Annotated in this window: 17 protein-coding genes and 1 pseudogene; 4 read left to right on the top strand and 14 right to left on the bottom strand. The window is 40.4% G+C overall.

The features are described from left to right. Positions 1 to 8 precede the first annotated feature (8 nt). The 13 genes and pseudogenes from QMZ64_RS04165 to QMZ64_RS04105 all read right to left on the bottom strand — a co-directional run bounded on the left by QMZ64_RS04165 (position 9) and on the right by QMZ64_RS04105 (position 8,981). Positions 9 to 236, bottom strand: a complete 228-nt coding sequence (locus QMZ64_RS04165; protein ID WP_165427629.1) for a sulfurtransferase TusA family protein — start codon at positions 234 to 236, stop codon at positions 9 to 11. A 33-nt stretch (positions 237 to 269) separates the two neighbouring features. After that, positions 270 to 1,404 (bottom strand): annotated as a pseudogene (locus QMZ64_RS04160) (MBL fold metallo-hydrolase). 32 nt (positions 1,405 to 1,436) lie between these two features. Then, entirely contained in the window at positions 1,437 to 1,832 is a 396-nt protein-coding gene (locus QMZ64_RS04155) for a DsrE/DsrF/DrsH-like family protein (RefSeq protein ID WP_059231375.1), read from the bottom strand. A gap of 20 nt (positions 1,833 to 1,852) precedes the next feature. Beyond that, positions 1,853 to 2,410, bottom strand: coding sequence for a sulfurtransferase TusA family protein (locus tag QMZ64_RS04150; protein WP_059231377.1), 558 nt, complete (start codon positions 2,408 to 2,410; stop codon positions 1,853 to 1,855). Positions 2,411 to 2,468: 58 nt separating this feature from the next. Beyond that, on the bottom strand, positions 2,469 to 2,837 hold the full coding sequence (locus QMZ64_RS04145) for a rhodanese-like domain-containing protein (RefSeq protein WP_265626194.1): 369 nt from the start codon (positions 2,835 to 2,837) through the stop codon (positions 2,469 to 2,471). Positions 2,838 to 2,884: 47 nt separating this feature from the next. Beyond that, entirely contained in the window at positions 2,885 to 3,367 is a 483-nt protein-coding gene (locus QMZ64_RS04140; RefSeq protein WP_301441138.1) for a DsrE/DsrF/DrsH-like family protein, read from the bottom strand. 158 nt (positions 3,368 to 3,525) lie between these two features. Next, entirely contained in the window at positions 3,526 to 3,786 is a 261-nt protein-coding gene (locus QMZ64_RS04135; protein WP_059231383.1) for a metal-sensitive transcriptional regulator, read from the bottom strand. Between the two features lie 733 nt (positions 3,787 to 4,519). After that, on the bottom strand, positions 4,520 to 5,116 hold the full coding sequence (locus QMZ64_RS04130) for a class I SAM-dependent methyltransferase (RefSeq protein ID WP_265626192.1): 597 nt from the start codon (positions 5,114 to 5,116) through the stop codon (positions 4,520 to 4,522). 44 nt (positions 5,117 to 5,160) lie between these two features. Continuing rightward, positions 5,161 to 5,868: a DNA alkylation repair protein gene (locus tag QMZ64_RS04125; protein WP_301441137.1), complete on the bottom strand. Its 708-nt coding sequence runs from the start codon at positions 5,866 to 5,868 to the stop codon at positions 5,161 to 5,163. A 420-nt stretch (positions 5,869 to 6,288) separates the two neighbouring features. After that, positions 6,289 to 6,678, bottom strand: a complete 390-nt coding sequence (locus QMZ64_RS04120) for a tautomerase family protein (protein WP_243942974.1) — start codon at positions 6,676 to 6,678, stop codon at positions 6,289 to 6,291. A 583-nt stretch (positions 6,679 to 7,261) separates the two neighbouring features. After that, positions 7,262 to 7,819: a 6-phospho-3-hexuloisomerase gene (hxlB, locus tag QMZ64_RS04115; RefSeq protein WP_265626190.1), complete on the bottom strand. Its 558-nt coding sequence runs from the start codon at positions 7,817 to 7,819 to the stop codon at positions 7,262 to 7,264. After that, positions 7,816 to 8,448, bottom strand: coding sequence for a 3-hexulose-6-phosphate synthase (hxlA, locus tag QMZ64_RS04110; protein ID WP_176275045.1), 633 nt, complete (start codon positions 8,446 to 8,448; stop codon positions 7,816 to 7,818). Before hxlA ends, hxlB begins: the two co-directional genes overlap by 4 nt. Positions 8,449 to 8,633: 185 nt before the next feature. Continuing rightward, positions 8,634 to 8,981, bottom strand: coding sequence for a winged helix-turn-helix transcriptional regulator (locus QMZ64_RS04105; protein ID WP_003183789.1), 348 nt, complete (start codon positions 8,979 to 8,981; stop codon positions 8,634 to 8,636). A 281-nt stretch (positions 8,982 to 9,262) separates the two neighbouring features. Between QMZ64_RS04105 and desA the strand changes: the two genes are divergently transcribed. The 3 genes from desA to desR all read left to right on the top strand — a co-directional run bounded on the left by desA (position 9,263) and on the right by desR (position 12,174). Continuing rightward, a complete protein-coding gene (gene desA, locus QMZ64_RS04100) occupies positions 9,263 to 10,321 on the top strand; it encodes a Delta(5) desaturase DesA (RefSeq protein ID WP_265626188.1) in 1,059 nt (352 codons plus the stop codon). Positions 10,322 to 10,442: 121 nt separating this feature from the next. Beyond that, on the top strand, positions 10,443 to 11,555 hold the full coding sequence (gene desK / locus QMZ64_RS04095) for a two-component sensor histidine kinase DesK (protein ID WP_265626187.1): 1,113 nt from the start codon (positions 10,443 to 10,445) through the stop codon (positions 11,553 to 11,555). A 19-nt stretch (positions 11,556 to 11,574) separates the two neighbouring features. Then, positions 11,575 to 12,174, top strand: a complete 600-nt coding sequence (gene desR, locus QMZ64_RS04090; protein WP_020452333.1) for a two-component system response regulator DesR — start codon at positions 11,575 to 11,577, stop codon at positions 12,172 to 12,174. A 73-nt stretch (positions 12,175 to 12,247) separates the two neighbouring features. On the opposite strand, the gene QMZ64_RS04085 is transcribed toward desR, so the two are convergent. Further along, on the bottom strand, positions 12,248 to 13,297 hold the full coding sequence (locus tag QMZ64_RS04085; protein ID WP_265626186.1) for an NAD(P)/FAD-dependent oxidoreductase: 1,050 nt from the start codon (positions 13,295 to 13,297) through the stop codon (positions 12,248 to 12,250). Between the two features lie 288 nt (positions 13,298 to 13,585). Between QMZ64_RS04085 and nikA the strand changes: the two genes are divergently transcribed. Beyond that, entirely contained in the window at positions 13,586 to 15,208 is a 1,623-nt protein-coding gene (gene nikA / locus QMZ64_RS04080; protein ID WP_265626185.1) for a nickel ABC transporter substrate-binding protein, read from the top strand. Position 15,209: the final 1 nt, after the last annotated feature.

Below are 15,209 nucleotides of genomic sequence, written 5' to 3'. Positions count from 1 at the left end.
TACATCCATTAGCCTTTTTTAATCCAGAATTTCAGTACATCGCCTTCTTCAGTTTGCTCTAAAAGGTCATGTCCGCCAGATTTAGACCAAGCAGCAAGATCATTTTTAGCTCCCTTATCTGTTACATGAACTTCTAATATTTGACCTGATTCCAGTTCATTCATCGCTTTCTTTGTTCTGACGATTGGCATTGGGCATGCCAGGCCCTTTGCGTCTAGTACTTTATCTGATTTCATGTTCATCTCTCCTCTTTTTAATAGAAACTTGTGTTACCTTATTGCACAGCGGTTTGGACCAATCTCCATTTCACGCTGTTTTTCTTCATCTGGGCTGATTTTCCCCATGTTTGTTTCTCGAATCTCTTGATATGCATTTGGTTGCGGAGGCAAATGATCTGTAACTAAGTGTCTAAATTCTGTTTCATCCGCAATATTCAAACCATGGTTCTCGGTAAATAATGTACTTAGTTTTTGACCAACACTTCCATCCTCATTTAGCTCATCAATGATCATAAAGTGTGCCGGTAATACGATTAAATCCTTCGATAACGCTTTGTAGCGGCTATAAAGCGTTTTTCTTAAATCTCCTACCCAATCTTCTGCCATACCGGCTAAGTCTGGTCTGCCAATTGAATCGATAAATAAGATATCACCTGAGAGAAGATACTGATCATCGACAATGAAAGAAGTGGAGCCAATGGTATGTCCCGGAGAATAAATCGGTTGAATTTTAATCTTTGTATTTCCAATGATAATATCATTTCCTTCTTCCAACGGCTGATAATCGAATGCCACTTCTTCAGCATCTTTAGGCGGTAACCAGTAGGTTGCATTTGTTTTTTCAGCAATGACTCTGCCGCCTGAAATATGGTCTGCGTGAAGATGTGTATCAAATACGTGAGTAATCGTTACACCTTTCTCCTTCGCAAAATCTAAAAATACTTCTGCCATACGTGTCGCATCAATGATCGCTGCTTCACCATTGGAGATGACCATGTAAGACAAGCAACCTTTCCCAATTCGAACAAACTGATACATCTCACCGCCATCTTTTAAACCCCCTACTTTTACCGGCTCTAAATGTTCACTCCATGCTTTCATTCCGCCTTTAAGATAGGATACAGAAAGACCTGCTTCAGAAAGCATTTCGGATACCATGACGGATGAACCTTCTTTTGCACATACGACCAGCACTTCTTTTCCAGAAGGAATTTTCTCCAAAATATCTTCTACGCCATCTAAAAGATCGAAATAAGGAACATTCAAATGGTCAAAATAGTGCCCTTCAATCTTCCAATCGTTAAAATCACTTTCATTACGTACATCCAAAATAAATAAAGGTTCTTTGTTAAAGATTTTTTGTGTCACTTCTTTTGCGGTAAGTGCTTGCACGGTCATGTTTAATTTCCTCCCATATCAAAATCTTATTAAGCAGGACTAAAATGTTAAAGATACATCTGCGTCTTTTGCAAAATCTAAGAAGGTAACAGCCCCGCCTACTTCAATTCCTTCTATAAAATCTTCTTTAGTTAAACCCATAACGTCCATCGTCATTTGACAACCAATAAATCTAACACCCATCTCTTGTGCCATTTCAATCAGTTCAGGAATAGACGGCACGTTTGCTTTCTTAAATCCTTCCGCAAAGTGTTCTTTTCCTTGCGGCATTTCTAATTCTTGATGTGCTTGCTTATGAATCAGATTTAATCCCTCGAATGTAAAGAAGATAGATACTTCTTGATCACTTGCTGCTGCCGCAGTTGCAATATTAAATACTTTATAAGCATCAAATAGACCACCATTTGCCGCAATAATCGCTACTCTTGTACTCATATGTTCATCACCCTTTTTATTTATTCTGTTTTACCTGTCCAATCACGCATACCTGAGACAACATTAATAACCTTTTTAAAACCTTGTTTTTTCATGGTGTGGGCTGCCATTTCACTTCTTCTTCCCGAATGGCAGATAATATAAATTTCATCATTTTTGTTTAATTCGTTAGAGCGCTTTTCCACTTCACCAAGAGGGATATGCACAACTCCGGGGATATGAGCTTCTTCATACTCCTCTATCTCCCGTACATCTAAAATGTTAAGAGACTCGTCACTATCCACTTTCTGTTTGAAAGCTTCTAATGAAATCTCAGGAATTGAAGATGCATTTTCTGATGAATGCTCTCCTCCTTTTCGAAGAAAATGACGAAGGACTTCTCCCTCTGTTTCAGTACCTAGATATTCATGACCTGTACTTTTTGCCCATGCTTCCAGATCTGCCGTAGAGCCCTTGTCTGTCGCTTGAATTTCCAATACTTCACCAGCTTTTAATTCTTTCATTTTCTTCTTCGTTTTTACGATTGGCATTGGGCAAGCCAAGCCTTTAGCGTCTAGTACAATATTTGCTTTCATCATTTTTTTCCTCCTTCTCTCTTATAGGGGTGGGGGTATACCATCAGATAAAAAATCGGTGTTAATGCCACGCATTCATGCCGCCTTTTATATTTGTGATACGTTTAAATCCTTGTTTTTTCAATACTTTACTTGCCTTTAAACTTCTCATTCCACTTTGACAGATCACAAATACGGCTTTATCTTTCGAAAGCTGATTAGTTTGATGAGGCAAGTCAGACAAGGGAATATTTTTGAACCCTTTAATATGCCTTGTCCGGAACTCATAAGGAGTTCGTACATCGATAAACTGTTTGTCTTTATTTTTCAGCTCTGACTTTAAATCAGCAATTGTTACTTGTTTAACACCTTGCAATGGTAAAAAACGTCGAAATACGATCCAAAGTAAAAATAAAATGAGTAATGTATTGATTATTACGCCGCTAACCATATTGTTATATAACCTCCCTTCATTTATTCAATTTGAAATGGTTAAAATTAGATGAATAAGTTGACATTGCCTTCTTCAGCATCTGCTAAATAAGCTGCTACTCCGGCATAGTCGATATCATCTAATAGTTCTTTTTCCTGCAAACCAAGAAGATCCATTGTCATCGTACAAGCTACAAGCTTCACATCCTGGTCTTGAGCCATCTCGATTAACTGTGGCAATGTCAGCGCGTTATGCTTTTTCATAACATTTTTAATCATTTTAGGACCCACACCCGCAAAGTTCATTTTAGATAAACCCATCTTTTCAGCACCGCGAGGCATCATTTGTCCAAACATTTTTTCAAGAAACCCTTTTTTCACTGGAACAAGTTCTTCTTTACGCAAAGCGTTTAATCCCCAAAAAGTATGAAAAATCGTCACTTCATGATCGTAGGCAGCAGCACCATTTGCAATAATATAGGCCGCCATTGCTTTGTCATAATCTCCGCTAAATAAAACAATTGTTGTACGTTTTGTTTGTTCTGTCATGTTTAACCTCCTATCATCCATATACCTATAGGGGTATATGGAGATTAAAAATTTTTTTCTGAAGATCTGCTATTAGCCAACTCGTTAAATACCGGTAGGGGTATATTATAAAACATATAAAAATTCGTCAACCCTAAAATTATAGGTTGATGAATTTTTTATCGGCTCTTTACCAATAAGTCGACTGCTTCTTTTACTAAGCTGGATGTGTCTTCTCCCTGTTCCAAGCTTTCACGAACACAATGTTCAAGGTTTGTACTCACAATAACACCTAATGCTCTATCCATTGCATTACGAGATGCTGCCAATTGAGTGACGACTTCTCTACAGTCTTTTCCTTGCTCCATCATCGTCAATACACCTTTAATCTGTCCTTCTATCCGGCGCAAACGATTTTTAATCTTTTGATCATACTCCATATCGCTAAGATCCTTTCTTTTATTAATTTCCGCTTTGCAAGTTGCCAATTCATAACTGTTCACAAGAATACCTTTGCGCTTTAGACAACGAACGCCTAAATTAAATTCTACCCTGTAACGAGCTATTATGTGTATCTTATCACGCGGAATCTCTAAATAAAAACGTTTTAGATACGCGTATGAGAATGTTTAAAATAAAATCTTCTGATAGATCGGGTACATCGTTTAATCGCGCATATCTATGATTGCCATATCTGCGGCTTTTTTTCATCCGGTTATAGGATCATAACGTTCGAATGATGATAAGCAGAAATGATATAGCTAAATCATTAATTTTATTGACACCACCTATTAACTTTCTTTATCGCTTACGAAGTAATTTTATACCCCTTAGGGTATATTGTCAAGCACAAAAGTTAACTTCTTATCTCCTAAAAATAAGAAACAAGCTGATTTATCAACTTTGTGCACATCGACGTCTCGGACGGCCGACAAAAAGAATCCATCACCACACGCTTCGGTCTTGATTTAAAAAAAGAGAACACAGAAAGGAAATCGCAAAAGATCTCGACATGCAATGGAGCCATGTGTCCGAACCCGGAAAACGGGATCGATGAGGATGTTCCATGAATTTTACCGGGCGGAGAATATGAAGCTGAAGGAGATGATGTGCCGTATGAGAAGCCGGATCGTTTTTCCGGCTTCCTTTATTTCATTTCAAAAAAACAAGAAATCACTTTATGCTGCTGGATATAAACATTGAGGCATCTTGATTCATAAAAATACGATGACCGTGATAGAATGTCTTCATTTCAGTTGATTTAAAGCCAACATCGGATAATCTTTTTTTCAATTCTTCGTGTGAAAAACCGCTGTGGACTTTCGGATGTTGAATTTTATCGTTTTTGTCAAAATCTACAATCATGAGCTTTCCGCCATGATTTAAAGCACCGAACAATTCTTGTAAAATTTTATTCGTATCCGGAATATGAAGAAGGACGAGTGACATTAACACGATGTCTGCCTTTAATTCCGGAGTTTCTTCGGTAAAATCTGAATGAAGCACTTTTGCGTTGGCGATTCCTTTGCGAGAAATTTTAGCTTTCGCCACCTCCAGCATTTGTTTTGACGAATCGACCAACAAAATAGACTGTACTAAATCTGATAATTCTAAACTAATGAGACCCGTACCGCTCCCATAGTCAATTAAAGATTTTGATTGACTATTTCGCAATTCCGGTCTTACTTCATCAACAATCACTTTTGCTAACTGAATTCTTTCTTCTGTATCATAGCGATTTGCCATCTGTTCAAAAACGTTATTTTCCATGCTCTGCTCCCCAGTTATTTTTAGAAGTTTCACTGCAGACTATGCTAACACCTTACATATTTTCGTTTGAAACCAAGGCGGCCTCTCTCTATATCCATTTGAATATTTTTGGAAGCGTTCAGGATACTGCTTTTTTTCTTGTCCCGCCGAAGTTCGACCGGGCCTACTGCTTTTGCGGTTTCAACCGCCTTTTCATGGAGGGGTAAATATGAAATCCCGACTGTGTAGATAAAGTTATTCATAGCCGATTTTGTTCGATCCGGAGAATCGTGAATCGCATGTTCCACCTGATCAAGCATACCGGCCATCTTGGTGACATTAAATTCATCGTCTGACCGATTACCTAAAAGCCAGCAATAACAGCTCCAGCCTGCCGACATTCTGAGTTCTTCCCCGCTTGAAATCCATTTATCTGCGACAGCTTGCGCAAAATCGGTTTCTGCCAAAGTTACGGCAACAACATAATCAGAAAGCATATAAAAATACATAGCATCGATCCAGCGCTCAAAATCCGCTTCAGTCATTGTCATTGGGTCAGCAATAATGCCGGCAAAATACATGGCATCGTAGTTCCCGGTAGCGTAAAGCTGCTCCGCCAAAGGCTGATTAACTTTGATTTTCTTTGCGAGCGGCTTCATTTTGCTTGTCGCCACGCCAAAAAGCGGTTCGTGTGCACCATTCGTTATGTATCTTTTTTTCATGTTTTCCGTACCCAACGCTTCCAGTTCCTTCATAACCGTTTCAAGATCCATGCTTTCACTTCCTACTTTAAATTAAATTCGTTTCTTTTATTCCATTATCATGCTCTTTCACTTCATCTAATCATTACAAATCCACTTTATTTGTTTTAATGCTCTCATAAACAGTACATCAGCATGAAAAGATCAGTTGCCATGAATGATCCTCATCTTTTTTAGCGGCAGTTTTGATTCCTAAATCTGATGAAAACTAAACTTCCTCTGCATATCATTTATGTTTATTATATGAAACATTTTAACAAGCAGAAAGGGGTTGTTTTTGACCGCCTTTTCTCTTCATGCGTCAAATTCGAATGCCGCCGATATTTGCAACAAAAAGAAGACTCTTAAAAAAAGAGTCTTCAATCGTTTCGCCAGCAGCTCAAGCTTTTCTGAAGGGATTCAGATGTCCCTGTCAACATTCCTTTTGTCCGCTTACAGCTTTCCAGTTAAAAACTGCGCCTCGCCGAGGCCGAAACTCCAATCGGCATCTCCATTTTCTGTGATGGACACCATGACATCTTCAGGTGAAATGCCGCATTCCGCTTCGAGCCTTTCAGCAAGTAAAGCATACAATTTCTCTTTTTGACTTTCCGTTCTTGTTTTACTGGTGATGCTGATCACAACCAGATCCTTTGATCTATTCAATCCCAAGCCTGTATCTTGGATAATAAGCTCATTCGCCGAATGCTGATGAACAATTTGATAGCGGTCTTTCTCCGGAACGTTAAACGCTTCTACCATCGCATCGTGTGCGGTATCTAATAATTTTTTTAATGCTTGTTCATCACGGCCTTCTATTAGATCGAAACGTAATAATGGCATTTGTTTATCCCCTTTTTGATCATTTTAAATTTCGTTAGCAAAATAACAAGAAATGATGTCTGTTAACTTGATAAAAACATAACACATAACCAAAATATATTCAATAATTGATCACCTTTTCATCTGCTTTATCAGTATCGAAGATATAAGGTCTGTATTATTAAAAATTAGTTGATACCCGTTCTTTAGGAGATGAGTATGTACATAATAGTTCATCAAAACATGACAATTATATAATCAGAAAACACTTTTTTTGTCTTCCAGTCAAATGAAATCGAATGCGGTTAAGGCGGAAATTACGAAGACCGCCTCCTTCTTTATCAACACTCTACTTATTTCTTAAAAAAGGACAAGCTTTCTCAACACGAATATGATGAAAATAATAAAAACAAATAAAGGGATAAACCCAACCAAGCTAAAACTTGTAAGCATAATAAGCTCCTTTCTTCATATATCCATTTAGTCCCTGCTCCAGTTTACGTTATCCACATTTTAAAAATATAATATAGATGTAAATGATATATTAAAAACAGATTTGTATACAAAAAAATCACCATCCAAGATTACGGATGGCGATTTTCTATTATTCAAGGTTGGCATGATTTCCATACATGTTATGAGTATTCAGCCCTTTCATTTCCATGATTCGCAATATGATAGCGTCATAATACAATAAAAGAGTCTGTTCAAAAAGCGAGCCCATCGGTTGTATCGTCTGTTTATTGCCTGTCGTTTGATCTTTTGGGGAGCCGGGCAGCTTCAGTATCAGGTCAGATATTTCAGCTATCGGCGAATCTGGAGAGATCGTAACTGTCGCTACAGTGCCTCCGATATCTTTTGCCTTTTCCGCCATATGAAGCAAACTTTCTGTTTTCCCTGATCCTGTGCCCACGATAAGCAAGTCTTTTTCGGTAAATGGCGGTGTTACGGTTTCTCCTGTTACAAATGCATCAATACCCATGTGCATTAATCTCATAGCAAATGATTTCCCCATTAAACCAGAGCGGCCTGCACCGGAAACAAACACTTTTTCAGAAGACATGATAGTGGATATTAAGTCTTCTATTCCTTCCGCTTGATTTTGAGAGGTTGCATGATCAAGCTCTGCGATGATCGCTTTTACATAATCATAAGTCTTCATGATTGTTGAATCATCTGTTTCATTTTTGCGGCTGCCGCCGCTTTGTCATCTTGATTTGCAATACCGCCCCCGACAATAATCAAATCAGGTTTTAATTGAACGACTTCGGGCAATGTGTCTAATTTAATTCCGCCTGCAATAGCCGTTTTAGCGTTTTTCACAACATTTTTAATCGTCATTAAGTCTTCAAATGAATTTTGGCCAATGGCTTGAAGGTCATAACCGGTATGCACACAAATATAATCGACACCAAGTTCATCCAATTCTTTAGCGCGCGATTTGATGTCTTTAATCCCAATCATATCCACGAGGATTTTGTTCCCTTGGGCTTTTGCCTCTTCTACAGCGCCTTTAATAGACATGTCTTCAGCAGCCCCTAAAATGGTGATGATGTCAGCTCCTGCTTCTGATGCTTTCATCACTTCATACCCCGCCGCATCCATAATTTTAAGGTCTGCCAGCACTTTCAAATTCGGGAAAGCGGCTTTCACCTCTTTCACTGCACGGAGTCCTTCATTTATCACAACCGGCGTACCGATTTCTACAATGTCAATGTATTCTTCTACTTCTTTTACTACTTCGATGGCTTCCGGTATGTTGACTAAATCTAATGCTAACTGTAATTCCACTTGCAATCACCCCTGTTTAAATTAAGAATTCCGCGGATTGTTCTTTTCATATTTTGTTACATGAAGAGTATAACAAGGGGAAAATTCCTTTAATAGTACGCACTTTTTTTTTACATACTATACTTTTACTCATATGGTATAGAAAAAGATACTGTCTCCAAAACAGTATCTTAAAGTCAATCATTCTATTCATCATCTTTTGAAAAGTTAGTTTCTATATAATTTTTACCCCATTCATACATCGCCTCTAATATAGGCATTAAACTTTCTCCTTGTTTTGTTAAGGAATATTCAACTTTTGGGGGAACAACCGGATATACTTCCCTATGTACAATATGATCTTCTTCTAATTCACGCAGCTGATTCACCAGCATTCTTTGCGTAATGCCGGGCATCAAAGCTTTTAATTCTCCGAACCTTTTCGTACCTTCTTTTCCTAAAAACCACAAAATCAGCATTTTCCACTTTCCGCCGATAATGTTGAGCGTCAGCTCCTTCTCACAATTAAATGTTTTATTTTCCATTCGTGACATATGAATTCACTCCTTATCTAAATGACTAAAATATGATCATCAATTACATCATTGTAAAAGAACTTTGTTTAACGAATCAATCATCGCGCTCTTACAAATTCCTTTATTCGCCATAACATCATGCGGATTTGCCCCATTATAACATTGTCAATCTTCTTATCCATTAGAATGAAGGAAACATGACAAGTGTCATGTTTGAAGCATGATGTGTGCTACTACAAAGACATCTCGCTGTGCCGTAAACTTAATTTAAGACCCATTTATGAGAGGATAACTTTACTATGACTGAACAAACTATTGCCCATAAACAAAAACAGCTAACAAAACAGGTTGCTGCGTTTGCCCAGCCTGATACCAAAAACAGTCTCACTCAGCTCTTCAATACGTTTATTCCTTTTTTCGGACTTTGGTTTCTTGCCTATTTCAGCCTCGATGTCTCCTATCTCCTTACTTTAGGAATAACGGTGATTGCCGCAGGGTTTTTGACGAGAATTTTCATTATTTTTCACGACTGCTGCCATCTGTCCTTTTTCAAACAAAAACGCCATAACCATATTCTCGGCTTTTTGACAGGCGTTCTGACTTTATTTCCTTTTCTTCAATGGCAGCACAGCCATTCGATTCATCATGCGACAAGCAGCAACCTGGATAAACGCGGAACAGGCGATATCTGGCTGCTGACGGTAAACGAATATAAAGCCGCACCTTTACGCACAAAAATCGCATACAGACTTTACAGAAATCCGTTTATCATGTTTATTCTCGGACCGATTTATGTCTTTCTGATCACAAACCGCTTTAACAAAAAAGGCGCAAGACGAAAGGAACGTGTGAACACATACCTCACCAATCTTGCGATCGCGGCATTGGCTGCTGGCTGCTGCCTGATCTTTGGCTGGCAATCGTTTTTGCTCGTACAGGGTCCGATCTTTCTGATCTCGGGTTCGATCGGCGTTTGGCTGTTTTATGTTCAGCATACATTTGAAGATTCTTATTTTGAAGCGGATGAAAACTGGAGCTACGTTCAGGCCGCTGTGGAAGGAAGTTCATTTTATAAGCTCCCGAAACTGCTTCAGTGGCTTACAGGCAATATCGGGTACCACCACGTTCACCATCTGAGCCCAAAGGTGCCTAACTATAAACTTGAAATCGCCCATGAGCAGCACGAACCACTAAAAAACGTCCCGACCATCACTTTAAAAACAAGCCTGCAATCACTCGCGTTCCGGCTTTGGGATGAAGAAAAAAAGCAGTTTGTAACCTTTCGGGACATGAAACAAACATCTTCCCATCTTCCGCAGGATTCAACGGAAAAACAGAAGCTGCGGAAGAACGCCTGACGATGAGGAGGTCTTCTTATATCAACAAGAAGGCTTCTTTATTTATTGTCGGATGATGCAATCCGGCTCAGGCAATGGTAAAGTTACTCTAAAGATGAAAAGCTGAAAAAGAGGTTATATCATGTTCAAAAAGCATTTTGCATTTCAAAAACTTAACGGGATCTCGCCGTATATATGGACGATATTTTTCATCCTGCCCTTCTACTTTATCATGCAATCATCATCTACACTTGTCATCGTCATCGGCATCATTTTGACACTTTTATTTTTTGCGGTATACAGATTTGCTTTTGTCTCAAAAGGCTGGGACGTTTATTTGTGGGCGTTTATTTTAATCGGCATTTCAACCGCCTCGATTATGCTGTTCAGCTATATTTATTTTGCTTTTTTTATCGCGTATTTTATAGGAAATATTAAAAAACGAGCCCCTTTTCACATTTTATATTACGTTCATTTAATAAGCGCATCCGTCGCTGCCAACTTCAGTCTCGTCTTAAAAAAGGAATTTTTTCTGACACAAATTCCTTTTGTCGTCATCACTCTCATCAGCGCAATTTTATTGCCGTTCAGTATCAGAAGCCGCAAGGAGCGCGAACGCCTCGAAGAAAAGCTCGAGTATGCTAATGAACGGATCGCCAATTTGGTAAAATTAGAAGAGCGGCAGCGGATTGCCCGCGACCTCCACGATACACTTGGACAAAAGCTGTCTCTGATCGGTTTAAAAAGCGACTTGGCGAGAAAATTAATTTACAAAGATCCCGATCAAGCCGCGCGTGAACTGAAAAGCGTTCAGCAAACTGCGAGAACTTCTTTAAATGAAGTCAGAAAAATCGTATCCTCCATGAAGGGCATCCGGCTCAAGGATGAAATTATGAACATCAAACAAATTCTTGAAGCAGCCGACATTGCGTTTATCTATGAAGAAGATAAATTGCCGGAAAATATCTCCTTGCTTAATGAAAACATATTGAGCATGTGCTTAAAGGAAGCTGTCACGAATGTCGTCAAGCACAGTCAGGCTAAGACCTGCCGCGTTGACATCCAGCAGCTCTGGAAGGAAGTTGTCATTACAGTGACTGACGATGGAACGTTTCAAGGTGAAGAGAAGTACTTTTCAAAAGGACACGGCTTGCTTGGCATGAGGGAACGGCTTGAATTTGCAAACGGAAGCCTTCACATTGACACAAAAAACGGAACTAAGCTTACCATGTCAATTCCTAATAACTCAAAATAAACAAAAAAGGATGGCTTGCATGATTAGTATATTTATTGCGGAAGATCAGCAGATGCTCTTGGGCGCTTTAGGATCGCTACTGAATTTAGAAGATGATATGGAAGTCGTCGGCAAAGGCACAACCGGACAGGATGCCGTTGATTTCACAAAAAAACATCGGCCTGATGTATGTATTATGGACATTGAAATGCCGGGAAAGACGGGGCTTGAAGCTGCTGAGGAACTAAAGGATACAGGCTGCAACATTATTATCTTAACCACTTTTGCCCGCCCCGGTTACTTTCAGCGGGCTATTAAAGCAGGTGTTAAAGGCTATTTGTTAAAGGACAGCCCAAGCGAAGAACTTGTGAGCGCCATCCGCAGCGTCATGAAAGGAAAGCGGATCTATGCGCCTGAATTGATGGAAGACATGTACAGTGAGGCCAATCCCCTCACAGATAGAGAAAAAGAAGTGCTCGAACTTGTGGCCGACGGAAAAAACACAAAAGAAATCGCCCAAGAACTCAGCATCAAAAGCGGAACCGTCCGAAATTATATCTCAATGATTCTTGAAAAGCTTGAGGTGAAAAATCGGATCGAAGCCATTACCCGTTCAAAGGAAAAAGGCTGGTTTAAATAAAAAGAGGATCTAGGCATATCTCCAAGATCCTCTCGACGAATCAGCCGCTCCCTCAGGCGGAAACGTTCCTTTTCTACACGAACATCTTCTTCACAAACTCGCGGTTGCGCTCTTTGAAAACCTCATTATGTGACGACACCATCGCACTCTTGTGCGCTTCGGGATCGATAAAGCGCTTGGCGCTGTTGACCGCGTTTGCCGCATCCTGAAACGCTCCGGCGATCAGGTGCAGCTTGCCTTCATAATGCACAATATCCCCCGCCGCATACAGTCCGGGCACGGAAGACTGGCAGTTGGCGGTACCTTTAATATAATAGTCATCAACCCGGTTAATATGAAGCCGGCTGTTCTCCAGCAGTGAGGTGTCGCGTTCATAGCCGTGGTTGATGACCACTTCGTCGACAGGGAGCTCCATCACCTCACAGGTTTGCGCGTTCGTGAGCTCAACCCGTTCGATCACCTCATGATCATCTGAAGCGATCAGCTTCGTAATCTGGGTATGGAAGAAGCAGCTCACCGAGCTGTTCAGCAGCTGATCCACCTGGGCCTCATGCCCGCTGAGCGCATCTTTGCGGTAAGCGAGGTAGACCTTTTTTGCTACAGGTTCGAGCTCGTTGGCCCAGTCGACAGCCGAATTGCCCCCGCCTGATACTATGACCGTTTTATCTTTAAAATGCTGCAGCGATTTGACCGTATAATTCAGATTGGACACTTCAAAACGCTCTGCTCCTTCGATCTGAAGCTTTTGCGGATTGAGGATGCCGCCGCCCACGGCAACGATGACAGTCTTGGACAGATGCACCCCTGAGGCAGCCGTATGTAATTCAAACAACCCTTCTTTATTGCGGGCAATCGATTCAACTTTCTCATTCAGCAGCACTTCAGGATGAAATGTTAGCCCCTGCTGCACGATCTGTTCTATCAGCCTGGCTCCGGAAATCGGTGTTAGCCCCCCGACATCCCAGATCATTTTTTCAGGATAAACGTGGACCTTGCCGCCCAGCATCGGCTGATATTCGATAATCTTCGTTTTCATTCCCCGCAGCCCGCTGTAAAAGGCGGAATATAACCCGGCCGGACCTCCGCCGATCACGGTCACGTCAAACACTTCATTTCTGCTCATCGCTCTTCACTCCCGGTATATGTCATGAGTTTACAACCTCAAACGTAAATGATTATCATTATCATTAAGTGTACTTTGATTGCTTCGTTTTTACAATCCATTTTAATAAAAAGTTCATTCTTCGCCCACTTCAATTTTGCCTCTCCCTCTTTGCGCTCGTTCTTCACGGGATGCCGCCGCTCCCCTATTCCGCAGCATTTAGGCAGTTCCTATATCTTACATTGACAAGGATATGCTTCCTGCATAGAATGAAAATGATTATCAACTTCACTTAGGAGGAAACAAAGCATGATGAGCGGAAGGATTAGTTTGAAAATTAAAATTACTTTTGTATTAATGCTTGTCTTTTCTATTTTATTAGCCGGATGTACAACGTCAGGAAATTCAACAGAGAAAACTCATGAAAACATGGTCACAATGGCTTGGCCTAGAGATATTGGCGAAATGAATCCGCATGTGTATAATCCTTCCCAATTATTTGCCCAGTCGATGGTATATGAACCTTTGGTTACCTATGAAGCGGGAGGAAAGCTTAAACCGCATTTAGCCGAATCTTGGGATATATCAAGTGACGGTAAAATATATACGTTTCATTTGCGTAAGAATGTAACATTTTCAGATGGAACGAAGTTTAATGCGAAAATTGTGAAAAAGAATTTTGATTCCATTTTAAAACATACTGAGTTACATAGCTGGTTAGGGTTTATTTCAAAAATAGCCCAAACAGAAGTGATCGATGATCATACATTTAAATTGACATTAACTGAACCATATTACCCGACCATTCAGGAACTAGCCGTTGTACGGCCGGTCCGTTTTTTGGGAGAAGCCGGCTTCCCTAAGGACGGCGATACTTCAAAGGGTGTCGCAAAACCGGTAGGTACGGGCCCATGGGTATTGGAAGAGCATAAAGCTGATGAATATGCGGTTTTTAAACGCAATGAACATTATTGGGGTGAAAAGCCAAAAGTCGAGAAAATCAAGGTGAAAGTCATCCCGGACGCCGAAACAAGGGTGCTTGCATTTGAAAAAGGCGAGCTTGACCTCATTTACGGCGAAGGCGTTATCAGTTTGGATGCATTCAAGCAGCTGCAATCGACAGGTCAATATGAAACAAGCCTTTCTGAACCAGTGGCGACGAGACAGCTTGTCATGAATACGAAAAAAGAACAGCTTTCTGATGAGCGCGTGCGTCAAGCCCTGCACTATGGTTTTGACAAAGAAGCCATGGTGAAAGGCATCACCTCCGGGTTAGAAGAAAAAGCAGATCATATTTTACCGACAGACTTCCCCTACACGTCTGATATTGATGTAAAGAAAATCAACTATGATCCAGAGAAAGCAAAAGCGCTATTAGATGCGGCAGGCTGGAAGCTTCCGAATGGCAAGACGGTGCGCGAGAAAGACGGAAAACCTCTTGAATTTAGTTTAATGTATGATTCAGCGGAATCCATTCAAAAATCAATGGCCGAAACGCTTCAGGCGGAATGGGCGGCGATCGGGGTAAAGCTGAATCTTGAAGGCGTAGAATTGGCAACCCAAGTCAAACGGTTTAAAGCGAATGAATTTGATATGAACTTTTTTAGCAACTATGGTGCGCCTTATGACCCGCACACATTTTTAAACATTGTCGCCTCCAAGGGATTCGGATTTAATGAAGCGATTTCAGCCTATCCAAACAAGGACGAGCTAATCAAGCAGATGGCAAAGGTACCTCAAACGACCGATGAAAAAGAGCGGCAGGAGCTTTACTCATCTATTTTAAAATCCCTTCAAGAACAGGGAGCCATCGTTCCTGTTTCTTATATTAAAAAGACGGCGATATATCAAAAGAATATTAGCAACTTTACGTTCCCTGCCAATCGTGACGAACATCCATTTACAGGGATTCGCATCAAACAGCAGCACTAGG

The organism is Bacillus sp. LB7 (assembly GCF_030449715.1).
GTDB classification, from domain to species: domain Bacteria; phylum Bacillota; class Bacilli; order Bacillales; family Bacillaceae; genus Bacillus; species Bacillus paralicheniformis.
The sequence above is the reverse complement of the archived record's forward strand: the minus strand, read 5'-3'. Positions and strand labels throughout refer to the sequence as shown.